This is a genomic window from Pseudomonas sp. NyZ201 (assembly GCF_049860765.1).
Taxonomy (GTDB): domain Bacteria; phylum Pseudomonadota; class Gammaproteobacteria; order Pseudomonadales; family Pseudomonadaceae; genus Aquipseudomonas; species Aquipseudomonas bharatica.
In genome coordinates this window covers 3,253,222-3,278,327 of sequence record NZ_CP187557.1, presented here as the reverse complement: position 1 = coordinate 3,278,327, position 25,106 = coordinate 3,253,222, and the positions used below count along the sequence as shown (strand labels likewise).

17 protein-coding genes are annotated in these 25,106 nt (G+C 64.5%); 7 read left to right on the top strand and 10 right to left on the bottom strand.

The annotated features are described in order from the left end of the window. Entirely contained in the window at positions 1 to 987 is a 987-nt protein-coding gene (locus tag ACPFMA_RS14555) for a ribonuclease T2 family protein (protein ID WP_425928051.1), read from the bottom strand. A gap of 868 nt (positions 988 to 1,855) precedes the next feature. On the opposite strand from ACPFMA_RS14555, the gene ACPFMA_RS14550 reads away from it, so the two are divergent. Together ACPFMA_RS14550 and ACPFMA_RS14545 are read left to right on the top strand one after the other, a co-directional pair. Further along, positions 1,856 to 3,157, top strand: coding sequence for a hypothetical protein (locus ACPFMA_RS14550; protein WP_425928050.1), 1,302 nt, complete (start codon positions 1,856 to 1,858; stop codon positions 3,155 to 3,157). A 105-nt stretch (positions 3,158 to 3,262) separates the two neighbouring features. Next, the gene (locus tag ACPFMA_RS14545) at positions 3,263 to 5,218 is read left to right on the top strand and encodes a M66 family metalloprotease (protein WP_425928049.1); all 1,956 of its coding nucleotides are present in this window, start codon (positions 3,263 to 3,265) and stop codon (positions 5,216 to 5,218) included. A gap of 98 nt (positions 5,219 to 5,316) precedes the next feature. Here ACPFMA_RS14545 and ACPFMA_RS14540 read toward each other — a convergent pair whose 3' ends face one another. Both ACPFMA_RS14540 and ACPFMA_RS14535 read right to left on the bottom strand, forming a co-directional pair. Beyond that, on the bottom strand, positions 5,317 to 6,468 hold the full coding sequence (locus ACPFMA_RS14540) for an acyl-CoA dehydrogenase family protein (protein WP_425928048.1): 1,152 nt from the start codon (positions 6,466 to 6,468) through the stop codon (positions 5,317 to 5,319). A gap of 16 nt (positions 6,469 to 6,484) precedes the next feature. Beyond that, positions 6,485 to 7,570 (bottom strand): enoyl-CoA hydratase/isomerase family protein, encoded by a 1,086-nt coding sequence (locus ACPFMA_RS14535; protein WP_425928047.1) that lies wholly within the window; start codon positions 7,568 to 7,570, stop codon positions 6,485 to 6,487. 340 nt (positions 7,571 to 7,910) lie between these two features. Here ACPFMA_RS14535 and ACPFMA_RS14530 point away from each other — a divergent pair, with 340 nt between their 5' ends. The 3 genes from ACPFMA_RS14530 to nahK all read left to right on the top strand — a co-directional run bounded on the left by ACPFMA_RS14530 (position 7,911) and on the right by nahK (position 13,119). Next, positions 7,911 to 9,092: a porin gene (locus tag ACPFMA_RS14530; protein WP_009407998.1), complete on the top strand. Its 1,182-nt coding sequence runs from the start codon at positions 7,911 to 7,913 to the stop codon at positions 9,090 to 9,092. Positions 9,093 to 9,386: 294 nt separating this feature from the next. Next, the gene (nosP, locus tag ACPFMA_RS14525; RefSeq protein ID WP_064304547.1) at positions 9,387 to 10,550 is read left to right on the top strand and encodes a nitric oxide-sensing protein NosP; all 1,164 of its coding nucleotides are present in this window, start codon (positions 9,387 to 9,389) and stop codon (positions 10,548 to 10,550) included. Next, a complete protein-coding gene (gene nahK, locus ACPFMA_RS14520; RefSeq protein ID WP_425928046.1) occupies positions 10,480 to 13,119 on the top strand; it encodes a hybrid sensor histidine kinase/response regulator NahK/ErcS' in 2,640 nt (879 codons plus the stop codon). The genes nosP and nahK overlap by 71 nt, the downstream gene beginning before the upstream one ends. On the opposite strand, the gene ACPFMA_RS14515 is transcribed toward nahK, so the two are convergent. Then, positions 13,097 to 14,104: an aldo/keto reductase gene (locus ACPFMA_RS14515; RefSeq protein WP_279897465.1), complete on the bottom strand. Its 1,008-nt coding sequence runs from the start codon at positions 14,102 to 14,104 to the stop codon at positions 13,097 to 13,099. The genes nahK and ACPFMA_RS14515 overlap by 23 nt on opposite strands. Before the next feature lie 145 nt (positions 14,105 to 14,249). Further along, positions 14,250 to 15,554, bottom strand: coding sequence for an MFS transporter (locus ACPFMA_RS14510; protein ID WP_009408002.1), 1,305 nt, complete (start codon positions 15,552 to 15,554; stop codon positions 14,250 to 14,252). 161 nt (positions 15,555 to 15,715) lie between these two features. Here ACPFMA_RS14510 and ACPFMA_RS14505 point away from each other — a divergent pair, with 161 nt between their 5' ends. Together ACPFMA_RS14505 and ACPFMA_RS14500 are read left to right on the top strand one after the other, a co-directional pair. Further along, positions 15,716 to 16,813 (top strand): sugar diacid recognition domain-containing protein, encoded by a 1,098-nt coding sequence (locus ACPFMA_RS14505; RefSeq protein WP_064304544.1) that lies wholly within the window; start codon positions 15,716 to 15,718, stop codon positions 16,811 to 16,813. A 213-nt stretch (positions 16,814 to 17,026) separates the two neighbouring features. Next, positions 17,027 to 18,166, top strand: coding sequence for a glycerate kinase (locus tag ACPFMA_RS14500; protein WP_420056462.1), 1,140 nt, complete (start codon positions 17,027 to 17,029; stop codon positions 18,164 to 18,166). A gap of 104 nt (positions 18,167 to 18,270) precedes the next feature. Here the strand turns inward: ACPFMA_RS14500 and ACPFMA_RS14495 are convergent, their stop codons facing one another. From ACPFMA_RS14495 to ACPFMA_RS14475, 5 genes are all read right to left on the bottom strand, one after another. After that, on the bottom strand, positions 18,271 to 19,218 hold the full coding sequence (locus tag ACPFMA_RS14495; protein ID WP_420056463.1) for a site-specific integrase: 948 nt from the start codon (positions 19,216 to 19,218) through the stop codon (positions 18,271 to 18,273). Beyond that, positions 19,215 to 20,783, bottom strand: coding sequence for an alpha/beta hydrolase (locus ACPFMA_RS14490; protein ID WP_425928045.1), 1,569 nt, complete (start codon positions 20,781 to 20,783; stop codon positions 19,215 to 19,217). The genes ACPFMA_RS14495 and ACPFMA_RS14490 overlap by 4 nt, the downstream gene beginning before the upstream one ends. Before the next feature lie 120 nt (positions 20,784 to 20,903). Further along, complete coding sequence (locus tag ACPFMA_RS14485; protein WP_425928044.1) at positions 20,904 to 23,063, bottom strand: TonB-dependent receptor; 2,160 nt, start codon at positions 23,061 to 23,063, stop codon at positions 20,904 to 20,906. A gap of 55 nt (positions 23,064 to 23,118) precedes the next feature. Then, complete coding sequence (locus tag ACPFMA_RS14480; protein WP_420056466.1) at positions 23,119 to 23,538, bottom strand: DUF2946 family protein; 420 nt, start codon at positions 23,536 to 23,538, stop codon at positions 23,119 to 23,121. 125 nt (positions 23,539 to 23,663) lie between these two features. Continuing rightward, entirely contained in the window at positions 23,664 to 25,103 is a 1,440-nt protein-coding gene (locus ACPFMA_RS14475) for an amidase (protein ID WP_425928043.1), read from the bottom strand. Between the last annotated feature and the right edge of the window lie 3 nt (positions 25,104 to 25,106).

The window sequence follows — 25,106 nt, the reverse complement described above, 5'->3', positions numbered from 1 at the left end:
TCACTTCGCCATCCCACTGGCCTCGATCCGGATCCGCTCGCCACGACACTCGTTGCGGTCGCTCCTGCGCTCGGCGAGGAAGTCCTGGCCGAGCACGCCTTTCACACTGCGTTCGCCCTTGAAGTCTCTGGGCAGTGCGACGCGGACCTCTTCCAGGTACTCCCCGGTGCAGATCAGCTGGAAGTTGTTGGCGGCGGCCTTGTTGCCATAATCATCCGCCAGCTTTGCCTGGAACTGTTCCCTGGACACCGAGCCGCCGGCGTTCTCGCGGACATAGGCGCCGGCCGACGAATCGTTGAAGGATTTCACCAGGTCCACCGCGAGCCTGAAGTACTGGTCATCGTCCATGGCGGTCTGGCAGACGCCGTGTTTCTTCCATTCGTGGTTGCCGAACCGGGTGTCGTAGTGGAAGTTGGGCATCCACGGCTTGATGTAGTCCACCGTGGCCTGGTCCAGGTCCAGCGCCGGGCCGGCGCAACTGCCGTAGTCGATGCCACAGGCCTGCTTGTTCGGCCACAGGCCGTGCAGGGTGAAATGATCGACCTTCAGCTCGCCTTCGCGCATGGCCTGGCATTCCGGTTTGCCCGGCCCGCTGCGGTCGTGCTCGCAAAAGCCCGGCTGCCAGGTTATCGCCAGCACGTGGCTGTCGTACTGGTCGGCAACGCTGCAGGCACGCGCGCCGGGCTGGGCGATGTGCAAGCCCTCGACCCGGCCGCACTCGGCGGCGACCCAGCGCAGGTCCTTGCTACCGCTGCCGACATTGACCCGCACCCATTGGTACTGCTCGCGATTGACCTCGGCGATGGGCAACGCCTGGCCAGGCTGCACGGACAGCCCACCGGGGTTGGTGCGGTTCTTGAAGGACTGGAAGGCTTCGCAGGTCTGGGTAATGGTGAAGGTCCCCGCGCTAGCATCCACGGCCAGCGCCGTGTCGATGCTGAGGAGGGAGAGGGCGCTTGCAACGGTAAGTGCGGCCAGGCGTGCCATGGTGATTTCCTGTATCGGGGAATGAGGCTCGCAGTGTCGAGCGGCGTCCGGCTGTCAGGAACCGGGACGCCGTTCATGGAGGGGCCTGTATTCGTTGGCGCGGGATATTACCGATAGTGCGGGAAAACCGCGACTCAACCGAACTGCAGGAACTACAGGCAACTGCGATCGAACAGTCCCCTGTGCTAGGCATGGGTATCTACACATCTTTTAATGTGAGAGGCCTGTCAGTAGATCGCATCAGGGCTGACAGGTGCTTGCCATGACGTTTCCAGCGCCCTTGAGATCGAGCGCCGCCCGCGCGGCGCATCGCCGGCAACGCCGGCTCCCACATTTGTTGCAACGTACCTATGCCTGACAGGCCATGGTGATCGCCTTGCTTGTACGACGCGATACCCTGTCGAACCCAACAGTCTCCCCGCAGTAGATCGCCGAACATCCAAAGGCTGGCAGCGCAGATTCACGGGCCATGGGTGGGAGCCGGTGTTGCCGGCGATGCGCCGCGCGGGCGGCGCTCGATCTGGAGAACGCTGAAGATCTGTCGGCTTGCGCTTGGTGGTCATCATGCGGTCTCTTGACAAGCGACACGGGGTCGCCACTGGTCTTCGGGAAACGATGTGTAGATACCCAGACATGCTGGGACCGCTTCTGGGCCAACCGGCCGGGCAAGGACGCGTTGTCGCAGGTGGCTGAGCCGGCACCGACGATCGTCGTTGCCAATGGCGTGAACCGGGCCAAGGTACTGACCTTGATGTAAGTGCGCGGTATTTGCCTGGGGGCACCTGATATTTCTGTCAGTTGTGGCTCCAGGTGAATGTTGCTGCAATCGGATCGTTCATCCCGCTGGCACCATCCTCAGGAGATCGCTATGAACCGGATTCCGCTTGGCAGCACCGCCAGGCTTATCGACCTGGAATTCTCTTCCAGTGACCTTTACCCGCCGCTGCGCGCTACTACTGCGCGCATCCAGGTCAGCATGGTGCCGCAGGAGGCACCGAAGGAGCTGAGCTTCCAGCTGACGCTCAACGGCCAGCCAGGCATCCCCGAAGGCATGCAACTGAACCTCTTGCCGGAACAGGGCACCGGCCATTTGCTCGTGGACAGGAGATTTATCGAACATTACAAGGGCACCTGGCCCGTGCAATTGAAACTGCTGGCGCTGCATGATGGCACCTTGCTGGACGAGGCAACGCTATCCCTTCATGACACCCGCAAGATCGCCCCGGCCCGGATGGAGGGAAACATCCACCCAGCGGAGCGGATCGAGATCCCGAGCGGCGACGATGCCTGGGTCGTGATAACGCCGACCTTCTACGACCGTATGGGTGTTGTCCTGCCGGTTGAAGAGCTGGACTGGTTCGTTCAGCTTTACGGACAGCCCACGGGAGTCGTCCCCCACGGTCACGTGTTGCAGATCACTCCCGCTGCGCAGGCCGGCAAGGTCCAGGCCATGCTCCATAGCGCCTATGGGTTGCAGTTGATGATGACCCTGACACTGGAGCAAGCAGCACCGGTGGATTCCACCCCGCGGGCCGGCTCTGCTGCCGACTTCGAGCTGATCGTCAGTCACAAGCATCTCTATGCCCCGGCTACCATCGGAGCGCCGACCGTGCACATCACCTATGCGCCGGCCGAGCCAGCAGTGGGCCTGGTGCGCTATGTCGTCAAGATCAACGGCGAGCAAGGCCCGTTCACGGGGTTGTTCATCAGCGAGAACGAAGAGACGCAGAGCGGCAGGATCGAGGTTGACCACCGTTTCCTCGACACCTGGCGCGGTACCTGGCCCGTGACGGTGAACATCCATGTGGTGCACAACTTCCAGGAAGTCGCAGTGGGCGAGGTGGTGATGCATAACCTGCGCACCGACCTGCTGCCTGCGGTTCGCGCTGAATGGAAAACCCCGCCGGCGGGCGAGCCGATCAGTATTCCCACGGACAAATCGATCTACGTGGTTGCCCTGGTGTCCTTCTACGACGAGAACGACGCACGCTTGCCGTACAACGAGCCGGCGTATTGGCAATGGTCGGTCGACCTGCCGTTGCCCTACGACGGGATAGCCATGCTCAAGCATGTCATCGAAGTGACGCCGCAGGCCCGTCCCGGGAAGTTCGAGCTGGTCGGTTCCGAAAGCCAGGGGCTGACAAGCCGGATGATCTTCACTTTGGTGTGACAAATCCGGGTGGGCACCTGATATTTCTGTCAGTTGTTGGCTTTTCCCACCGGTGTTCGAATGGGCCTCGTACAGCCATGTCATTCCGCCACGAGGCCCGTCACCATGTCCAGCAGCCAATCCCCGCTGTATTTCAACGACCGCGACCTGGGCAACGACCTGGTCGGCGAGCTCAAGGGCAGTGTCCTGTTCGCCCAGGTCTCGGTGCTGCCGTCGCGCAGTTCGCCGATTGCCGGCGATGTGCAGCCGCGCCTGACCGGCCTGCGCGATATCCTGGTGATGTTCAAACCCATCAGTGCCATTGACGCTGCCGAGGGTATCCAGCTGAGTGTCGGCGACTTCACCCTGGCCATGGCGCCGCCGGAGCAATTGCCGCCGATCGCCGAGCGCGACAGCGATGCGGAATATGGCCGCATCGTCTACGGCGAGAACTTCTGGAGCGCGATCCTGCCCTGGCAGCAGGTGATGGCCGGCATGGACCTGGTGTTCAGGGCCGGGGCCCTCTCGGGGACCTTCGCCGACGCCGATGTCGGCGCGCCAGGCGAAATGCTGGTCAACACCATCGATATCGGCATGCTCACTCCCAACCAACGCGTGTTCATCGATGATTTCACCGATGAGCTGCAACGCCAGTACTACCAGACCATTCCGTGCTCTCGCCTGATCGTCAACCAGTACGAGCCGGTGCACTGCGAGGTCATTGAAATGGCCGACGGCACCCACTACACCGACCACTCCGCGGAAAAGGGCGAGGTGCATGGCGGTGATCTGCGCCAACGCATCGGCAAGGAGCTGATCTCCCTGGGAATCAATAACGCGGCCGTTGGCGTGCACAGCTCACCCGGCAGTGGCGAGGACGGGCTCAACCGACATTGGGTAGTGGCGCAGCTGACGGCGCACAGCTCGGTGGGCAACTACAGCAATGGCCGTGTAGTGCACGGTCTTTCCGGTGGAGGCAGCATCGTGACGCTGTATGGTTGCGACGGGAACGAGTTCAGCCATGAACTGGGGCATAACTTCGGCATCAATCACTACCCCGGCGGCTTCGATGGGTCCATCCACCGCGCCGCCTTTTCACCGAATTCAACCTGGGGCTGGGACAGCGACAGGAATGTCTTCCTGCCCAATTTCGAAAAAGCCATAACCGGCGTGCCGACGTGCCAAAGTGGCCGGTGTGAACAGCCCTTCCATGGCCATTCCTTCGGCAAGGACACCATGGCGGAAGGTTACCCGCTGTACCCTGACACCAACCGCTACACCATGCTCACCCCATACAGCCTGAAGATCGCGCAGGGCTTCATCGAGGGCAAGGCGGTGTTCAGCAAGACATCCTCGACTGGCTATATGAAGTGGGATGAAGGCCGCAAAAGCATGGTCGAGTGGGGCGAGTTGTATCGCGCCGCCCCCGAAGAGGCGGGTCAGGGCGGGCTTATGCCATTGCTGAGAAGTTTCCAGCGGGTGGAAGTGGATATTTTCGACGGGCATTGGGCTACAGAGATCTTCCTGCCCATTCCGGAAACCGCCAATCGAGGGAAAGGCGTGCGCATCATTCACCAGGCAACCTACGAGACCACGCTTCATTTAAACGGCACCACCCTGCAACTGAACAAGGGCGATGTGCTGAACTTCGTCTCGGATGGCAGGGCCTGGGAGCCGTATGAAGACTTTCCCGAGCATGTCGCTGGCCGCCCGCAGCAGATCGGTGTGCCAGCCACTACGCTGGTTGGCTTCTACGATCCCGACCTGCAGCGGGCCGGAATCGCTTACCCAGCCCTGCATTGCGCCTACGGGGTTATTCATCCGGCTGCCAGCGCTGCGGAGGTTGACGCCGCTCGATGCTATGCGTGGATCAGTAATGCCAGGAACGAACGTCTGTACTTCGTGCTTCACGGCACCCGTTTGAACACTAATGAATTAAACCGCTTCCACTTCAACGTACCGCAGTCCTTCCAGGCGACCCATGTGCGGGTCATCTGCCACGGTACCCAGAACGTTTACGGTGTCATCGCCCCGCCGAAGGGAACCGCGCGGGTGACGTTCACCGGCCGCGATGCCGACTGAGCGGTGCACGGCCAGGAAGGTGGGGTAGCTGGAGGCCTCATCGCTGGCAAGCCAGCTCCCACAGGGTTCGCAGCGACCTGAACCTGTGGGAGCCGCACTTACAACGGATAGTTCCTCAATTCCCGGGCAATCAACATGCGCTGGATCTCGCTGGAGCCTTCGTAGATCTGCGTGATCCGCGCATCCCGGTAGTACTTCTCCACCGGGTAATCCTCCAGATACCCGTACCCACCATGCACCTGGATCGCCATGGAGCACACCCGCTCGGCCATTTCCGAGGCGAACAGCTTGGCTTGCGAGGCTTCGCTCAGGCACGGTTTGCCGGCCGTGCGCAGGCGTGCGGCGTGGAGGATCAGCAGGCGTGCGGCATTGATCTGCACCTGCATGTCCGCCAGCAGGTTGGCGATGCTCTGGTGTTCGTTGATCGGCTTGCCGAACTGGATGCGCTCGCGGGAGTACACCAGCGCCGCTTCGAACGCCGCACGGGCGATGCCCAGCGCCTGGGCGGCGATACCGATGCGCCCGCCCTCGAGGTTGGACAGGGCGATGGCCAGGCCCTTGCCGCGCTCGCCCAGCAGGTTGGCCTCGGGGATCCGGCAATCGTTCAGGGTCACGGCGCAGGTGTCGGACGCCTTGATGCCCATCTTGTGCTCGCTGCGATCGACCACGAAACCGGGGTTGTCGGTCGGTACCAGGAACGCCGACAGGCCTTTCTTGCCCAGTTCCGGATCGGTGACGGCGAAGACGATGGCCAGGCCTGCGCGGCGGGCGTTGCTGACGAACTGCTTGGCACCATTGATCACCCAGTGGCCGTCCTGCAGTTCGGCACGGGTGCGCAGGTTGTGCGCTTCGGAGCCGGCCTGCGGTTCGGTCAGGCAAAAGCAGCCGATCACTTCGCCGCTGGCCAGGCGCGGCAGCCAGGCCTGTTGCTGTTCAGCATTGCCGTAGGCCAGCAGCGGGCCACAGCCCACCGAGTTGTGAATGCTCATCATCGCCCCGGTGGCACCGTCACCGGCGGCGATTTCTTCCACGGCCAGGGCATAGGCCACGTAGTCGGTGTAGCTGCCGCCCCATTCTTCCGGCGCGACCATGCCGAGCAGGCCCAGCTCGCCCATCTTGCGCACCACCTCGTTGTCGATCCAGCCGGCCTTTTCCCAGGCCTGGGCATGGGGCGCGATTTCGTTGCGGGCGAAGTCGCGGGCCATGTCGCGGATCATGCTCTGTTCTTCAGTCAGTTCCAGGTCTTGCATAGCGGTGCTCCGGCGCTCAGAGGCCTTCGAAGAATTGGTCGACGCGCTGGCGGTCCAGGCCTGCTACGGTCGGTGGGTTCCAGCGCGGCTGTTTGTCCTTGTCGATAAGCAGGGCGCGAACGCCCTCCATCAGGTCGCCATGCTCGAACCACTGCTGGTCCAGGTGCAGCTCCATCCTGAAGCAGTCCTCCAGCGACAGGCTACGCCCGCGGCGCAGCAACTCAAGGGTGACCGCCATGCCCAGCGGCGAGCGGCTGTCCATCAGGTCGGCGGTTTTCAGCGCCCATTCATGGCTGCCGGCGACGTTCACCGTGCGCAATTGCTCGAGGATGCCGGCGATATCCGGCAGGGCGAAGAAGTGGTCGATAGCCGGGCGCAGCTCGGCCAATGGCGGGTTGGCCAGTGTCTGGCTACCGAGGCGGGCGAGGGCGCCTTGCAGGTCCTTCAGTGGGTATTCACCCCAGCTCAACCGATCGAGAGCCCGGTCCAGATCGTCCAGTTTGTCGCTCTCCAGGTACCAGTCGGCCAGCCCGCAATACAGCGCGTCGGCGGCCTGGATCTGCACGCCGGTCACGCCCAGGTAGGTGCCCAGCTCACCCGGCACCCGCGAGAGGAAGTAGCTGCCGCCGACATCCGGGAAATAACCGATGCCCACTTCCGGCATGGCCAGGCGGCTGCGCTCGGTGACCACGCGCAGTTCGGCGCCCTGGGCCAGGCCCATGCCGCCACCCAGGGTAAAACCGTCCATCAGGCAGACGATGGGCTTGCGGTAGTGATGAATGAACAGGTCGAGGTCGTACTCCTCGACGAAGAAATCATGGTGCAGGGTGGCACCGCTCTTGTAGCTGTCGTACAGCGAGCGGATATCGCCGCCGGCGCAGAAGCCCTTGGGGCCTTCGCCGCGCAGGACCACGGCATGGATATCGGCATCCGCCGCCCAGGCCTCCAGGTGCCGGCGCAGGTCGCGGACCATCTGCAAGGTGAGGGCGTTGAGGCCGGCGGGGCGGTTGAGGGTCAAGTGGCCGATATGGTTGCGGACTTCGGAAAGGACCTGAGCGGTTTGCGCTTGGGAATTGTCGGTAGTCGAAACTGGCGCAGTCATCGCTGTCTCCCTGCTTTGTTATTGATTTTCCACATGAATTATCGAGGCGTGGAGTATTGGCCAAGGATCGCCCGGATCGTAGCAGTGCAAATTTGCCAAGCTCAATCGACAAAACTGCAATGCCAATCTGCAAATTTGCATGGGCAACCCCGACCTTGGGCCCCGCACTCGACACTTTAGCCTTGTGACCCGCCCGCACAGGGGCTTAGTTCCCTCGACCGCCCGGCCCATGGCCGCGGCCAAAGCACCGCGAATCCGCGTCCAAGGCAGCGTAGGGCAGGGCGTCCGGGCTTTCGATAATCGGCTCCGACAACCGTCCCCACCGTTCGCGGAGAGCGTCATGCACAACAATAAGAATGCCAATGCCCGTTTCCTGCCGCTGTTGGCCGGCCTCGCCAGCGTCGGGCTCGCCCCGCTGGCCCAGGCGGAAATCATGCTGTACGACAAGGATGAAACGACTTTCTCCACCGATGGCTACGTTAACGCCTTCTACGTCAACAGCGATATCGACCGCGCCGGCGAGCAGTACGACCGCCGTCAATCGCGGATCAAGATGGGCTTTCTGCCCAACACCCTCGGCTTCAACATGACCAAGCAGATGGGCGACCTCAAGCTCGGCGGCCGCGCCTCGTTCTGGGTCACCATCAACGATAGCGAGCAGAACGGCACCGATACCGCCATCGACGTGCGCCAGTTCTACGGCACCGTAGCCAATCCCGAATGGGGCGAAGTGCTGATCGGCAAGGACTTCGGCCTGTTCGCCCGCTCCAACATCCTGCTCGACGAGCTGCTGGCCGGCTACGGGCAGGTCAGCGACACCCTGGGCCTGGTGGATGGCGGCGGGGTGTCGTTCGGCAACATCGGCAGCGGTTATCCGTACCCGTTCCCGTCGGCGCAGATCACCTACCGCACCCCGGTGATGGATGGCCTGCGCATCGCCGTGGGCGTCCTCGACCCGGTGGACACCAACGACGACAGCGCGGTGGGCAAGGCCTACCAGAAGAACCCGCGTACCGAGAGCGAGATCACCTACCAGTTCGACCTTGGCGGCGCGCAGATCTATAGCTGGATCAACGGCAGCTACCAGACCTCCGACAACACCGACCACAACGTCGACAGCGTCACCTCCAAGGGCCTGGGCTATGGCGTGCAGGCAAAAATGGGCGCGTTCTCCCTGACCGGCTCGGGTTTCACCGCCAAGGGCATCAACCCGTTCTTCACCAACAATGCCGGCGAAGCGACCCTGCGCGAAGTGGATAGCAAGGGCTACCTGGTGCAGGGCTCGTACAAGTTCGGCAAGAACCGCCTGGCGCTGTCGTATGGCAAGACCAAGGACGACGGCAACGGCGCGGTGAACACCGGCGCGGACTATGAGACCCGCGGCATCGCGCTGTTCCACGACATCAACGACAACCTCAAGCTGGTAGCCGAGTACAACCAGTTCGAGATCGACGGCCATCACGGCGACGCGCAGAACGAGGACACCGACACCCTGGCCCTGGGGGCCGTGCTCACCTGGTGAACCCCACCATCGCGGGGTGGGGCCTTTCGGTCGGCAAGGCGCATCCTGCCGGCTCAAGGGCCCTGTCTTGCGGTGGCCTTTCGGGCCCTATCGCTGGCAAGCCAGCTCCCACAGTGACCGCGTGCACCGCTGGACCTGTGGGAGCTGGCTTGCCAGCGATAGGGCCATCAGCAACACCACACATTCACAATCTACAACCAATGCCACCACCACCCACTACCCAAGTAGCATTCGAGCCCCTCCCGCCGGCCCCTAGAATTGCGCCATACATCCATTAAAACGCTGGAGGCTGCCATGCCGCAGTCCAACGCCGAAGGCGTTCTCAGTGCCGTATCCCGCGCCGTGATCGCCGAAGAGGCCGCCCAGGACCTCGCCCGGCAATTGATGCACCCGCACCTGGGCTTCGTGCTGTTCTTCTGCTCCGCCGAGTACGATCTGCCAGCCCTGGCCGAGGCCCTGCAGCAGAGCCTCGGCGGGATCCGCCTGGCCGGCTGCACCAGCGCCGGGGAAATCACCCCGGAAGGCTACGGTCGCGGCTGCATCACCGCCCTGGGTTTCGATCACCGGCACTTCTCCATCGCCGCCGAATTGATCGCGCCGATCCACGATTTCACCCTGATCGACGCCCAGCGCTGCGTCGAACGCTTGGTCAACGAATGCCGCGGCAACACCCTGGCGCCGATCAAGGGCCACAGCTTCGCCCTGACCCTGCTCGATGGCCTGTCGAGCCGCGAGGAAATGCTGCTTGCCGCGCTTAACGCTGCCCTCGGCGATATTCCCCATTTCGGCGGCTCGGCCGGCGACGACAACTACCTGGACCATACCCACGTCTACTACGACGGCGCCTTCCACAGCGGCGCGGCGGTGGTGCTGCTGGTCAACACCTGGCTGGACTTCGAGGTGTTCACCACCCATCACATCCAGCCCCGCGAGGAAAAGCTCGTGGTAACCCGCGCCGACCGCGCCCTGCGCCGGGTCTACGAGCTCAATGCCGAGCCCGCCGCCCTGGCCTATGCACAGTTGCTCGGCGTGCCGGTGGCGCAGATCGACCAGCGCACCTTCGCTGCCCATCCGCTGGCGGTGCGCATCAACGAGCGCTACTACGTGCGGGCGATCCAGCAGGTCCACGACGACCTGAGCCTGAGTTTCTATTGCGCCGTGGAAAACGGCATCGTCCTCACCGCCATGCACCCGGGGCCGCTGGTTCCGAATTTGAACGCGGTGTTCGACGGCCTTTGCGAGCGGCTTGGCACGCTGGTCCTGACCATCGGCTGCGACTGTTTCCTGCGCCGCCTGGAGCTGGAAGGCCAGCCGGAAAAAGCCCAGGTCGAAGCGATCCTGCGCCGGCATGCGGTGGTGGGGTTCAACACCTATGGGGAACAGTTCAATGGCATGCACATCAACCAGACCTTCACCGGCGTTGCCATCGGACGTTCCCGTGCCCGCCGGTTCGACTGAAGCCCAGGCGCTGATCGCGCAACTGCGCCATGAAAACCACAAGCTCGGCCGCATCAATGCAGCGCTGATCGAGCGCCTGGAGTCCGGTGCGGCGCGCCCCGACGATTCCTATGCGGCGTTCCAGCACTCGGTGGTGCTGGCCGAGCAGGTGCGCGAGCGCACCGACGCGCTGAACCAGGCCATGGCCGAGCTGAAGGCAAGCAATCACCTGCTCAGCGACGCCCGCCACCGCGCGGAAACCGCTCATCAATACCTGGTGGATGCGATCGAGAGCATCTCCGACGCCTTCGTGCTGTTCGACGCCGACCTGCGCATCGTCTTGTTCAACCAGCGCTTCAAGGCGCTCTGGGCCAACAGCCGGATCCGCATCATCAGCGGCATGCACCTTTCCGAGGTGCGCCGCTTGATGCTGCGTACCGGACTGTTCACCGAGGAGCCGCGCAGCATCAACGACGAAAACCTGCTTTACCGGCTGCGTGACGGCCGCTGGCTGCAGGTGTCCGAACGCCCGACCCAGGGCGGCGGGCGCGTGGTGCTGCTGACCGATATCACCGAGGTCAAGCACAGCGAAACCCAGCGCCGCGAGCAGGCCGTGGCGCAGAAGTCGCACTTGCTGCAACGTGCCGTGGACAACCTGTCCCAAGGCGTTGCCATGGTCAATGCCGATGGCGTGCTTGAGCTGTGGAACCGGCGTTTTCTCGAACTCAGCGGCCTGGCGCCGATTGCCGCACACCGGCAGTTCGCCGATGTCATCGGTGACAGCGAGCTGGACCTGCTGACCCCCGCCAGCCGCGATGCCAACGGTCGGCCGCTGCGGGAGCTGGAGCAACGCCTGTATGACGGGCGCATGCTGGAGATCCGCACGCACCCGCTGCCCACCGGTGGCTTCGTCAATACCTTCACCGATATCACCGAGCGCTATCAGCATGCCGAAGCCCTGAGCGAGAGTGAGCGCTGGATACGCCTGATCACCGACCAGGTGCCGGCGCTGATCGCCTACCTGAACGCCGACCTGGTCTACGAGTTCACCAACAAGGTCTACGAACAATGGTATTGCTGGCCCCACGAGGCGATGCTCGGCCAGCGCCTGCGCGACGTGCACAGCGCCGAGCATTACCAGCGCCTGGAAAGCTATATCGCCCAGGCCCTGGCCGGCGAGGCCGTGACCTTCGAGTTCGCCGAAACCAACGCCCATGGCCAGGAGCGCTACATGTTGCGCTCCTATGTGCCCAATCGCCTGCCCAGCGGCGAGGTGGTGGGGATCTTCGTGATGATCCGCGATATCACCGAGCGCCGGCGGACCGCCGAGGCGCTGCACCAGGCCTACCAGCACCTGGAGCTGCGGGTGCGCGAGCGCACCGCCGAGCTGACCCAGCTCAACCAGCAGTTGCTGCGCGAAATCGAGGAGCGTCGCCGCGCCGAGTCGCGGCTGCGCGATGCCAAGCAGGAAGCCGAGCAGGCCAACCTGTCGAAAACCAAGTTCCTTGCCGCCGTCAGCCATGACCTGCTGCAGCCGCTGAACGCCGCACGCCTGTTCACCAGCGCCTTGCAGGAGCAGAGCGGCAGCCCGGCGCTGGTGCGCAACGTCAGCAATGCGCTCGACGATGTAGAAAGCCTGCTCGGCACCCTGGTGGATATCTCCAAGCTGGACGCCGGGGTGATCAAGGCCGATATCGCCACCTTCGCCGTCAGCGACCTGCTCGACAACCTGGCCGCTGAATATTCCGCCACCGCCGCCAGCGAGGGCCTGCGCCTGGACTACGTGCCGACCCGCCTGCGGGTGCGCAGCGATATGCAACTGCTGGCGCGGATCCTGCGCAACCTGCTGAGCAATGCCATTCGCTACACGCCGAGCGGGCGCCTGCTGCTGGGCTGCCGGCGCCGGGCGGGGCGCCTGTGGATCGAAGTCTGGGACACCGGCATCGGCATCGCCCCGGACAAGCGCGAGGAAATCTTCCAGGAATTCAAGCGCGGCGACTCCCAGCGCCCCGACCAGGACCGGGGCCTGGGGCTGGGCCTGGCCATCGTCGAGAAGATCGCCGGGATTCTGGGCCATCGCATCCAGTTGCGCTCGACGCCGGGCAAGGGCTCGGTGTTCGCCATCGAGGTGCCGCTCAGCCGCCAGCCGCCGCAGGCCCTGGTCACGGTGCCGGAGCCGCTGCCGTCGCTGGAGCGTCTGGAAGGGGCGCGGATCTGGGTGCTGGATAACGATGCAGCGATCTGCGCCGGCATGCGGACCTTGCTGGAGCAGTGGGGCTGCCGGGTCAATACCGCGCTGAACGAAGAGGAACTGGCCGGACAGTTGCCCGCGCAGGAAACCGGGTTGCTGATCGTCGACTATCACCTGGACAACGATCGCAATGGCCTGGACGCGGTGGCGGCGATCAACGCGCGGCGGGTCTCACCCCTGCCGGCGCTGATGATCACCGCCAACTACAGCAACGAATTGAAGCAGCAGGTGCGCGAGCTGGGCCATACCCTGATGCACAAGCCGGTGCGGCCGATGAAGCTCAAGGCCGCCATCAGCCACCTGCTCGGTAACGAACTCAGCGTGCTGCACGCCCGCTGACAAAGTGGGCGACATCGTTGAAGCCCGGGGTCGAGGCATGGCCCGGGGTGACCAGCGAATCGATGAAGGCTTCGTCCTCGGCGCTGATCTTCACCTGCAACGCGCCGCCGTAGGTGTCCCATTGCGCCTCGGTGCGCGGGCCGACGATGGCCGAGCTGACCGACTGGTTGTTCAGCACCCAGGCGATGGCGAACTCGACCATGCCCACGCCCTTGGCTTCGGTATAGGCGTGGATCTTCTGGGCGATGGCCAGGGACTCGGCACGCCATTCCACCTCGAGGATGCGCTTGTCCTGGCGCGCTGCGCGGCTGCCGGCCTCGGGTTCGACGTTGGGTGCGTACTTGCCGCTGAGTACCCCGCGGGCCAAGGGGCTGAAGGGCACCACGCCGAGGCCGTGGTACGCCGCAGCCGTCAATTGTTCCGGTTCGGCCTGGCGGTTGACGATGTTGTACAGCGGCTGGCTGACCACCGGCTTCGGCACGCCGAGGCGCTCGGCCAGGTTGCAGATTTCGGCGATGCGCCAGCCGCGGAAGTTGGACACGCCCCAATGGCGGATCTTGCCTTGGCGCAGCAGCTCGCCGATGGCCGAGACGGTGACGTCCAGCGGGGTGGCGTGGTCTTCGCGGTGCAGGTAATAGATGTCGATGTAGTCGGTACCCAGGCGGGTCAGGCTGGCTTCGATGGCATTGAAGATGTGCTTGCGCGACAAACCACTGCGGTTCGGCACCCCGTCCGCCGGGCCGTAGCCGACCTTGGTCGCGAGGATCCAGTCATGACGGTGGGCGGCGATGCCTTCGCCGACGATCTCTTCCGAGCGCCCGCCGTTGTAGACGTCGGCGGTGTCGATGAAGTTGATGCCCTGGTCCCAGGCCTTGTCGATGATGCGCAGCGATTCTTCGGTACTGGTCTGCTCGCCGAACATCATGCTGCCCAGGGTCAGGGCGGAGACTTGCAGGCCGCTGCGGCCCAGTGGACGGTAGATCATGGTCGGAAATCCCTTCGCGTCAGGTGGAAGGGACTTTTGTACAGGTGGGAAAGGCTGACTGCAAATTTGTGGTGTCACCGCTGAACCCTGTGGGAGCTGGCTTGCCAGCGATGAGGCCCGCCCAGCCCCCAACAGGCTTGATGACTCAACGCTGCCGCGAAACCCGCAACGCCACCAGGCTACCAAACACGATCAACCCCGCCAGCGAATACAGCGCGGCATCGGTCGAGCCGGTCTGGTCCTTGATGAAGCCCACCAGGTAGGGGCTGAGGAAGCCGGCCATCTGCCCGACCGAGTTGATGATCGCCAGGCCAGCCACCGCGGTTCCGGCAGTCAGCAGCGCGGTCGGCATCGGCCAGAACATCGGCAGTCCGGTCAGTGCGCCCATGGTCGCGATGCTCAGGCCGAGAATGGCGATCACCGGGCTATGGGCGAAGTTCACCGCGATCAGCAGGCCGAGGGCGCCCATCAGCATTGGTACCACCAAGTGCCAGCGCCGTTCGTTGCGCAGGTCTGCCGAGCGGCCCACCAGCAGCATGAACACGCCCGCCAGCAGGTAAGGAATGGCGCTCAGCCAGCCGATCAGCAGGGCGTCGCTGAAACCGAGGTTCTTGATGATCGAGGGCAGCCAGAAGTTGATCGCATACACGCCGCTCTGGATGCAGAAATACACGAAACCGAAGGTCCAGATCAGCGGGTTGGTCAGCACCGAAAGCAGGCTGTCGCTGACGGTCTTCGGCTTGCCGGCGGCATCGGCGGCAAGGTCATCGGCCACCGCCTGGCGCTCGGCTGCGCTGAGCCAGCCGGCCTTGGCAAAGCTGTCGCTGAGCAGGAACACGGCCAGGCAGCCCAGCACCACCGTCGGCAAGCCCTGGATCAGGAACATCCACTGCCAGCCGGCCAGGCCGCCTTGCCCGGCCGCGAAGTGGTTGAGGATCCAGCCGGAGAAGGGCCCGCCAAGCAACCCCGACACCGGGATCGCCGACATGAACAGCGCCATGATCCGCCCGCGCCGCTGGCCGGGGAACCACTGCGAGAGATACAGCACGATTCCGGGGAAGAAGCCGGCCTCGGCGGCACCGGTGAACAGGCGCAGCACGTAGAACTGGGTCGGCGTGGTGACGAACAGCAGGCAGGTGGAGAGCGTGCCCCAGGTGATCATCATCAGCGCGATCCAGCGCCGCGGGCCGAATTTGTTCAGCGCCAGGTTGCTGGGCAGGCCGCAGAGCACGTAGCCGATGAAGAAGATCCCGGCGCCGAGGCCGTAGATGGTCTCGCTGAAGTTCAGCGCGTCGAGCATCTGCAACTTGGCGAAGCCGACGTTGACCCGGTCGAGATAGTTGAACAGGTAGCAGACGAAAATGAACGGGATCAACCGCAGCGTGATGCGCCGGTACAGCGCGTCGCGGTCGATGCCGTGGCCTTGGTCAGGGGCAGGGCTGGATGACATGATTCTCTCTCTGTTGTTATGGTTGTGCGGCATCCCGCGTCGAGGCGGGCGCTGGTGAAAAGTCTCGACGAGCGCGGGATGCCTGTCTTTGTGCTTTTGCACAGCATTCGCGGCGCCTGGCTGTGCCGCCGACCAACCTGTGGACCTGCAAGGAACCCCCAATGTTCGAACTGGACCATGACCTGGCGCAGGATATCGTCGATCGGGCGATGGCCATCCTTCCCTGGAACGTCAACGTCATGGACAGCCAGGGCTTGATTCTAGGCAGCGGCGAGGCCCAGCGCATCAACACCCGCCACGAAGGCGCGCAACTGGTGCTGGCCAACGAGCGCATCGTCGAGATCGACAGTGAAGCGGCCAAGTGCCTGAAGGGCGTGCAGCCCGGCGTCAACCTGCCGTTGATGCTCGATGGCCGGCTGATCGGCGTGCTCGGCATCACCGGGGAGCCTGCGCAACTGCGCACCTATGCCGAACTGGTACGGATGACCGCGGAAATGCTCCTGGCCCAGCGTCACCTCCAGGTGGAGCAGCAATGGCGGCGGCAGCGCTGCGACGATCTGCTGGCCCTGCTGCTGGGCGGCAGTGGCGATGCCCCGCGCCTGGTGGATGAAGCCCGGCAGTTGGGCCTCAAGCCGCAGCTGCCGCGAGTGCCGTGCCTGTTCGAACTGGATGAAGGGCAGGGCGCGGAGGCCCTGGCGGTGTGGTTGATGCAGCGCTACCCGGACAGCTGGTGCGTCAGCCCGGCGCGTCATTCGCTGCTCTGGTGTCGCCCTGCCGGACTGGCGCTGGACGAAGCCAGGCTGCTGGAGCGCTTGCGCATCCAGGGCTGGCAGGTGCAGCGCCTGGCGCTGGGCGGGGTTGCGGACAGCGTAGAAAAGCTGCGCCGGGGCTATCGCCGGGTGCGCGACCTGCTGGCCTACGGGCGAGAGGTGCTGCCCGGTGAACAGTTGCTGAGCCTGAGCCGCTATCGCCTGCCGGCCCTGCTTTGGCGTCATCGCCAGGATGACGCCCTGGACGAGTTGCTCGAGCCCTTGCAGCGCATTCGTGCCAAGGATGTCAGCGGGCAACTGCTGGCCACCCTACGCGCCTGGTGCAGCCATGACGGACAGAGCCAGGCGTGTGCCGAGGCGCTGGGCATCCATCGCAACAGCCTGAGGTACCGGCTGGAACGGATCGGTGAGTTGAGCGGGGTGGATCCGTTGAGGCTGGAGGGGATGTTGAGCCTGTACCTGGGGTTGCAGTTGTTGCCTGCCGAATAGGCTGTTTGCACGGACCCTGTGGGAGCGGGTTCACCCGCGATGACGGCGGTGCGCCCGCCATCGCAATCGCGGGTGAACCCGCTCCCACAGGGGGGGGCCTAAACTATTTCTTGTCCAACTGACCAAACAACCCACACCCCGACTTGTGCAGGCGACAGAAGCGAGCCAGCCTGACAACTGGCAGCATGCAGGCATCTGCAACAGGAGCCCCACATGAAGATCGTCATCGCCCCCGACTCGTTCAAGGACAGCCTCAGCGCCGAGGGGGTTGCCGCGGCCATTGCCCAGGGCATTGCCGGGGTATTGCCGCAGGCCGAGGTGGTCTGCTGCCCCATGGCCGACGGCGGTGAGGGCACCATGGAAGCCATCGTCGCGGCCTGCCACGGTGAGCAACGCCGCCTGAACGTGCGCGGGCCGCTGGGCCGGGAAGTCGCTGCCCACTGGGGCTGGCTCGCCGAGTCCCGTACCGCGATCATCGAGATGGCCCAGGCCAGCGGTCTGCAACTGCTCGAACCGAGCACGCGCGATGCCTGCCGCACGAGCACCTACGGCACCGGTCAATTGATCGGCGCAGCGCTGGACGCCGGTGCCGAGCGGATCATCCTGGCCATCGGCGGCAGTGCTACGAACGATGCCGGCAGTGGCATGCTGCGTGCCCTTGGCTTGCGCACCTACGACGCCCAGGGTGCGGAACTGGAAGAAGGCGGCCTGGCGCTGTGCAATGTCGGCCGTATCGATGCCAGCCAGCTCGATCCACGCCTGGCCGGGGTACGCCTTGAAGTCGCAGCCGATGTCGACAACCCGCTGTGCGGCAGCAACGGTGCCTCGGCGATCTTCGGCCCGCAAAAGGGCGCCAATCCCGAGCAGGTGCAGCTGCTGGACCACGCCCTGGGGCATTTCGCCGATCATTGTGCGCAATTGCTGGGCCGTGATGTGCGTGACTTCCCCGGGTGCGGGGCTGCCGGCGGCATGGGTTTCGCGGCCAAGGCGTTTTTCGATGCGCAGTTCCGTCCGGGAATCGAAGTGGTGGCCGAACTGGCCGGTCTGGAGGCGGCGGTGCAGGGCGCTGACCTGGTGATTACCGGCGAAGGCCGGTTCGATGCCCAGACCCTGCGCGGAAAGACGCCGTTCGGCGTCGCGCGGATCGCCAAGCGCCATGGCGTGCCGGTGGTGGTGCTGGCCGGGACGCTGGGTGAGGGTTACCAAGCGTTGTACGGCCATGGCATCGATGCCGCCTTCGCCATTGCCAACGGGCCGATGACCCTGCAGCAGGCGTGTGGCAATGCCGCGCAATTACTGGCGGAACGGGCCGGCGATATCGTGCGTTTGTGGCAGATAGCGAGACACTGCTGAACCCGTGGGCGCCTTCATCGCCGGCAACGCCGGCTCCCACAGGGATTTGCGTGCACCGCTGGATCTTGTGGGAGCTGGCGTTGCCAGCGATGAGGCCGGCAGGTTCAATTGATCTGTTTTGGCTCAGAGGATACCGGCAACGCCAGCTCCCCGAACGAAGCGCTGGCATCTACATAGCGCAGCGCCGACTTCACATCCCGCCAGCCCACATGGCTCATCAGTGCCTTGGTGTCCCAGCCGTTGCTGCTGGCCCAGGTGGCAAAGCCGCGTCGCAGCGAGTGGGCACTATAGGTCTCGGCCGGCAATCCGGCGCCGGCGAAAATCCGGCGCAGCAGGGCAATCAGGCTTCCGCTGTTCAACGCCTCCTCACCAAGATTGCCCCAGCGGTCCAGCTTGCGGAACACCGGTCCGCGGGCGATCCCGGCTACCGTGATCCACTCCAGATACGCCTGTACCGGGCAAAGACGCTTCAATGCCGGCATCCGATGGGTAACGCCGCGCCCCTGGCGGTCGCCCTTGCTCTGTGGCAGGTACAGCTGCATGCCGCCGCCGGCCAGGGCCTGGATGTGCTCGACCCGCAGCCGCGCCAGCTCGTCGCCACGAAACCCGCGCCAGAAACCGATCAGCAGCAGCGCCGCATCACGCCGCGCACGCAGCAGGTCGGGCAGGCAGTGCTCGCGCTGGGCAACCAGCGCCTGCTGTTCAAGATGGCCGATGGTGCGCTGCAGATGCTCCAGGGTCAGTGCCGTGGCCTGGCGCTCCTGCACCGGGTGCATGGCACGGATACCCTTGAGCATCTGCCGTACCAGCGGCGCCTTGGTCGGGTCGGGAAAGCCCTGGCTGACATGCCATTGCCCCAGCGCCGCCAGGCGTTGGCGCAGGGTGTTGAGCGAGTGCTCCGCGGCGAAATCAGCCAGATAACGGGCGATGCTGTCTGCCGTGGCCGGCAGGAAGCCGCCCCAGGTCACCTCGAAATGCTCGACGGCGGCGCGGTAGCTGCGCCGCGTGTTGTCGCGCACGGCGGCCTGGAGGTAATGGTCGATCTTGTTCATGGCGCCAGAGCGTACTCTTCCACGAGCCGCCATAACAGCCTGCCCATGGGCAAGCGATAGATATCGCTGTGCGCACCGCCGCCGGAGCCGGGCGAGTTGAACTGGGTAATCCCGTTCGAGGCATCGATATAGCTGACCTTGCCTTGGCTGACCGGCGTCGTGCTGCAGCGGTCGTCGCCGGCCTTGCAAAGGCTGAAGCCACCTCCGGGCGATGCCGAGGTATCGCTGGCGGTAAGGCAGTCGAAGGTCGCGGCCATCTGGGCATCGCGGCCGTCGCAGGCCAGGTGCCAGGACTTGATCGAGCCGGACGGGTCGTACCAGAACACCCGGCCTCCGGCAGCGCCGTCATATTGCGACGCGGTCAGGGCAATATGGGTCTTGCCGAGTTTTGCGAAGTCGCGGTACGGCGCGCCCTCGATACCTTTTCCCGGCATGAAGCGATTGATGCTGACGGCGCCTTGCAGACCGATCGCCAGGTCGACACGGCTTTTGGGGCCATCCGAACCGGGATCCAGTGCGGGCGAGCTGAACAAGGCCCGGGTCATGGCCCGGGCACCGAAGCTGTGGCCGATGGCGACGACCCGGGCCTGGCTCCCGGACGCGTCGAGGGCGTTGGGTACGGTCTGGTTGATCAACTTGTTGAGCCAGGACAGCCCGATTTCGTCGGCGTCGTTCGCCTTGTTTCCGTAGCTGAAGAAATTGCTCAACGAATTGCTCCAGAACGAGGGCCAGGTCACACCGATCACCAGAGGCCGAAAACGGCTCATGGCAACGGTCTGCGCTTTCGGGCTGGTGGCCAGTTCGTTGATTTGCGCGCCGCGCGCTTCTTCGGCCGCGGCCATCAGGTTGCCGGTGATGTCGTTGATGTTGCGTATGGCCTCGTCCTGTGCGGTGTTCCAGCCCATCACTACGATGACCACATGGGTGTAGCGGTCGCCATGCAGGTCCCGGGTCAGGTTCTTTTGCAGAGCATCGAGGGCGACCCCACCGTAGGCGTACAACTGGTTAAGGGTGGCCAGCGGTTTTTCCTCGAGGTTGATCGCTGTTGGACAGGCGTTCCAGTCACTGATCTTCCTCAGGTCGTAGTCATTGCGCACGTCGGCGAGGGGCTTGGCGGCGTAGGCGTTGTAGACGAAGCAGTGGCTTTTGGCGAAGTAGCTCGCAGCTTCCACGCTCTTGTACTCCACGACCGCGTTTTTCAGGATGTGCGAGACGAACATGGCCTTCCAGTCCTTGTTCTGGAAGCGCTCGATATGTTCGCGAGTGGTGTTGTAGCTGCCGTCCTCGCCCTTGAAGTAAGAGGCGTCGGCGTGGAGGAAGGCCGCCCCCGGATTGGCCTTGGGGCCGCCGATGATCGCCTGGGGGCTTTTCTCCAGCGCCACCACATACCCTGGGTACTGCAGGGAAGTGCCGGAGGGGAAGTACAGCATGCTGTGGAATTTGACCGCGTTCGAGCTATCGACGGCGAGTTTTTCTTCGTAGGGGGTCATGACCCGTTCCGTGGACGTGCAGCCCGCAAGGGCCGCACCCAGGGTGATCAAGGCCATCAGATGCTTTGCGTGCATGGTTCCTCCGTGAATCCGCAGGACGACTGAGTGATATCAAAATGACTGTAGCCAGCTTTTTCACCTTTGTCGGTCCTGACAGATCCCCGGAAAACCGTCCCGCGCTCTGCATCCCTCTACTCAGAATCGCCAGTCCACCGCCACCTCAAGGCTTCTCGGTTCACCCAGGTAGTACTGGGTATTGCTCTGGTGGATAAACCGCGCATACACCTCGTCGGTCAGGTTGCGCAGGCGTGCGCTGACTTTGGTGTGCCGGTCCAGGTCGTGGCTCATGGACAACCCGTACAGGGTGTAGGACGGTACCCACAGGGTGTTCGCCGTGTCGGCATACACCGACGCCACATAGCGCGCATCGGCCCCTACCTGCCAGCCCGGGGCGAAATCCCAGGTCAGCCACAGGTTGGCGGTGCGCTCGGGGATATTTACCGGCGTCTTGCCTTCCCGTGAATACACCACGCCGGCCACGCGCTCGTTGAACTCGTCGTACTCCGCTCGCACCCAGGCGAAGTTGCCCGCCGCCAGCAGTTGCGGGGTGATCTTGAACGAAGCCGCCAGTTCGACCCCGGTGGAGGTCTGTTGCCCGGCCTGTTCGGTGACGTTGGCCTGTGTCGAGGAGGGCACCGGGATATTCTTGCGCACGATGCGATACACCGCCGCCGTGGCGCTGCCGCGACCGTCGAGAAAGTCGAACTTGCTGCCCGCCTCGATCTGCCGGCCGCTGCTCAGGTCCATGTCACGGACCTGGGCGATGGACGCGCTGGTCAGGGTGCCGCCCGGTGGTTCGGCCGAAGTGCTGAACTGGGTGTAAAGGCTGAGGCTTTCGCTCAGGTCATAGACCAGGCCGAGGCGGCCGGTCAGGGCATCCCAGCGCCGCTCCAGGCCAGTGCCGACGACATGGTCGCGCACTTCGAAGTCCAGGTGGTCGTAGCGCAGGGCGCTGACCAAGGCCAGGCGTTCGCTAAGGCGGGTGCGGTTTTCGACGAAGGCCGAACGGGTGTCGGTCCAGGTGCTGCGGCCCTTGCGCCGGGGCGCAGCCATGCCGGGGATATCGAGGAAATGTCCGGGCTGGAAGTTGCCCGGCGTCACCGTGTCGAAGGTGCCACCGATGGACAGCGGGTAGTTGGTCTGCTGGTTGCAGTTGTAGTCCAGGCCGAAGGCCCAGTCGCTGGGCAGGCCGAATAGCTGGTCCTGACGGGTCAGTTCCAGGCGGTTGCCATTGACCTCCTGGTCGTGCCGCTGGCGATAGCCTCCGGAACGCAGCACCGCGCTGTTATCGGTGGTGTAGCGGTAGACCTCGAGGTTGCGGTAATCGCGCTGGCCGTTGTAGTGGTAGAAGGTGTTGCGCAGCCGGGTCGCGTCATCGAAACGGTACTCGGTGATGGAACGCAGCCAGCGGGTACGCTGCTCGTAGCGGCCGTCCTCGACGTTGTAGCTGGCGAAGCGATCGTGCCGGTCGATATGCAGCTCGCCGCTCAGCGGGCGCAGCACCGGCGAGCCCCAGTAGGGGCTGTCTTCCTGTTCTTCCAGGTACTCGATGGCCAGGGTGTGGGACAGGCGCTCGTTGAAGTCGCTGAGCAGGGAGAAGGCCAGGTTGCCCGCATTGTTTTCCTGGCGGTCGATGTAGCCGTTGCTGCCCGTGCGGCTGTAGTCGAGGCGGGCGTAGTGGCGCGGGCCGTCGCCTTCGTTGAGCGCCTGGTTGATGCCGATGGCGGTTTCCAGAGTGTCGTAGCGGCCGTAGCTGACACGGCCTTCGACGCGGTTTTCACTCCGGTCGGCCAGCCTGGTCACCATGTTCAGGCTGCCGCCCACCGCGCCGCTGCCGTTAAGGAAGGACGAAGGGCCGCCGAGCAGTTCGACGCGGTCATAGATCCACGCGCCCACGGGGCGCGCGGCGGCGCCGTATTGCAGATTGATGCCGTTGAACAACTGGGCGATCTGCGCACCGTTGAAGCCGCGATAGGACACATAGCCGCCCCAGCCGGGCGGCGCCGAAGCGTTCACACCGGGCAGGGCATTGGCCGCGTCCTGGAAGGTGCGCGCGCCGATGCGCTCCATGGTGGCGCGATCGGCGACGGCGACCGAGGCAGGATTCTCCCGTGGTGTCAGGTTCAGGCGCGAACCGGCTTCAGCGGGCTTGTCGAGGTCGAGGCGGGTACCTTCGGCGGGCACCTCGCCCTCGGCGGAAATGGTGCTGGCAGGCAGGGTCAGGCTGGCGTCCTGGGCAAGGGCGCAGGTCGAGGCACTGCCGATCAGCAGTGCCAGGGAAGTCAGGCGAAACATGCAAAAGCTTCCTGTACGGATTCGAGAGGCACGCGCCGTCCGGGCGCGGGCGATGTCAGATCACGGCAAGGAAAGCGGGGGAGGCGCGGGGGTTGAGTCTTGGCCATTGCTCCCGGGGCAGGGGCAACGGAGGGTTCTGGCCGAGCAGCAGGCGTTCAGGCCAGTAGCGCGGGAACAGATGCCTGAAATAGTCGCCCGGCAAGGCGGACTGGCCGGCATGGCCGCAGCAGCAATCACCGCTTTGCACTTTGCCGGACGATTGCTCGCCGAGGTCGGGAAACTGGGCCTTGAGCTCGGCCAGCAGGGAGTTGGGCAGGCTCTGTACGCCGTGGAGGGTGCAGAAGCTGCCGAGGATCAGCGACTCATCGATCGGGCTGGCAGGGCGCAGGGCACGGTCGAGCGGCATGGCCAGCAGGTTGAACAGCACTGCGAAGCCTGCGAGCAGGAGGATGTGGATGCGCCAGCTGGAAAGCATGGGTTTGCCCGGGTGAGGAGGTGGGCATTAAGCCGGATCTTGTGGTGTTTTCCAAGGCCTCATCGCCGGCAACGCCGGCTCCCACTGGTTTTGTGTTGGCCATAGTATTTGCAGCGATGAGGCCATCAGCCTTTACACGCATTCACCTCCGGAACCCGCCCGACCCAAGGCTGCACCCGCTCCAACTGCGCAGCCAGGGCCAGCAATGTCCCTTCCTCGGCAAAGCGTCCGGCGAAATGCGCCCCGATCGGCAATCCTTCCGGCGTCCAGTACAGCGGCACCGACATCGCCGGCTGGCCGCTGGCATTGAACAGCGCGGTGAACGGCGAATAGCTGTGGAAGTCATCGATCAAGGTGGCGAGATCGAGGCTGTCGTCGAAGCGGTCGAGACTGCCGATCAGCGGCGGCTCGCGGGTCAAGGTCGGCGTCAGGATCAGGTCGTAGTCCTGCAGAAAGCCGGCAAGCTGCCGCCCCAGCGCATGAATCCCTGCCACCGCCGCCGAATACTGCGCACCACTGATCCCGCCTTTTTCCCGCAGGATGATCCGCGTTCGCGGCTCCAGTTCTTCCAGCGCCACGGGCCGGCCGCGCAGCTCACCCAGCAGGTCGACATAGCTGCGGGTACTGGCCCCGATCACATCGAACACCTGGTCGAGAAACGCCAGGGGCTGCACCGGCAACCGCGCCGGTTCGACCCGATGGCCGAGTGATTCGCACAAGCGCGCGGCATGCCGTACCGCCGCCAGGGCTTGCGGGCTGCTGGTCCAGGGTGCCAGGTGCTCCACCAGGGCGATGCGCAATGGCCGCAGCGGCTGGTGCAGGGTGTCGACGAAGGGCATGTCCTGCCAGGGCGCGGCATAAGGCGCGCCGAGATCCGCGCCGGCGGTGATATCCAGCAAGGCGGCGCTGTCGCGCACCGACAGGGTGATCGCATGGGGTGTGCCCATCCCGGCCCAGCCTTCACCCACCAGCGGACCGCTGGGCATGCGCCCGCGACTGGGCTTGAGCCCGAACACGCCGCAGCAGGAGGCCGGCACGCGCAACGAGCCGCCGCCATCGTTGCCATGGGCGAAGGGCACCACCCGCGCCGCGACCAGCGCTGCCGCACCGCCACTGGAGCCGCCGGCGCTGCGCCGGGTATCCCACGGATTGCGGGTGGCGCCGAAACGGGTCGATTCGGTGGTGTAGGACGTGCCGAACTCTGGCGAGGTGCTGGTCCCGATAAACTGGCAACCGGCCTCGCGCAGGCGGCCGACCAGCGCATCGTCGAGACCCGGGCGCGCTTCGCCCAGCGCCAGGGAGCCGTTGCTCATCCGCGCCTCGCGCAGGGGCGAGAACAGGTCCTTGACCAGGGTCGGCACGCCGGAGAACGCTCCGTCCACGGGGGCTGCGCAGCGGGCGCTGTCATAGAGCCTTTCGGCGACAGCGTTGAGTTGCGGTTCGACCTGTTCAAGGCGGGCTATGGCAGCCTCCAGCAGTTCCTCGCGGCTGATCTCTCGATCATGGATCAGACCGGCCAGGCCGGTGGCGTCGTGTTGGTCCATCAGGGCTTGAATGTCGTGCATGGT

Coding starts and splice junctions, on each gene's coding strand:
- ACPFMA_RS14555 (WP_425928051.1), bottom strand. CDS start 987: ATGGCACGCCTGGCCGCACTTACCGTTGCAAGCGCCCTCTCCCTCCTC.
- ACPFMA_RS14550 (WP_425928050.1), top strand. CDS start 1,856: ATGAACCGGATTCCGCTTGGCAGCACCGCCAGGCTTATCGACCTGGAA.
- ACPFMA_RS14545 (WP_425928049.1), top strand. CDS start 3,263: ATGTCCAGCAGCCAATCCCCGCTGTATTTCAACGACCGCGACCTGGGC.
- ACPFMA_RS14540 (WP_425928048.1), bottom strand. CDS start 6,468: ATGCAAGACCTGGAACTGACTGAAGAACAGAGCATGATCCGCGACATG.
- ACPFMA_RS14535 (WP_425928047.1), bottom strand. CDS start 7,570: ATGACTGCGCCAGTTTCGACTACCGACAATTCCCAAGCGCAAACCGCT.
- ACPFMA_RS14530 (WP_009407998.1), top strand. CDS start 7,911: ATGCACAACAATAAGAATGCCAATGCCCGTTTCCTGCCGCTGTTGGCC.
- nosP (WP_064304547.1), top strand. CDS start 9,387: ATGCCGCAGTCCAACGCCGAAGGCGTTCTCAGTGCCGTATCCCGCGCC.
- nahK (WP_425928046.1), top strand. CDS start 10,480: ATGGCATGCACATCAACCAGACCTTCACCGGCGTTGCCATCGGACGTT.
- ACPFMA_RS14515 (WP_279897465.1), bottom strand. CDS start 14,104: ATGATCTACCGTCCACTGGGCCGCAGCGGCCTGCAAGTCTCCGCCCTG.
- ACPFMA_RS14510 (WP_009408002.1), bottom strand. CDS start 15,554: ATGTCATCCAGCCCTGCCCCTGACCAAGGCCACGGCATCGACCGCGAC.
- ACPFMA_RS14505 (WP_064304544.1), top strand. CDS start 15,716: ATGTTCGAACTGGACCATGACCTGGCGCAGGATATCGTCGATCGGGCG.
- ACPFMA_RS14500 (WP_420056462.1), top strand. CDS start 17,027: ATGAAGATCGTCATCGCCCCCGACTCGTTCAAGGACAGCCTCAGCGCC.
- ACPFMA_RS14495 (WP_420056463.1), bottom strand. CDS start 19,218: ATGAACAAGATCGACCATTACCTCCAGGCCGCCGTGCGCGACAACACG.
- ACPFMA_RS14490 (WP_425928045.1), bottom strand. CDS start 20,783: ATGCACGCAAAGCATCTGATGGCCTTGATCACCCTGGGTGCGGCCCTT.
- ACPFMA_RS14485 (WP_425928044.1), bottom strand. CDS start 23,063: ATGTTTCGCCTGACTTCCCTGGCACTGCTGATCGGCAGTGCCTCGACC.
- ACPFMA_RS14480 (WP_420056466.1), bottom strand. CDS start 23,538: ATGCTTTCCAGCTGGCGCATCCACATCCTCCTGCTCGCAGGCTTCGCA.
- ACPFMA_RS14475 (WP_425928043.1), bottom strand. CDS start 25,103: ATGCACGACATTCAAGCCCTGATGGACCAACACGACGCCACCGGCCTG.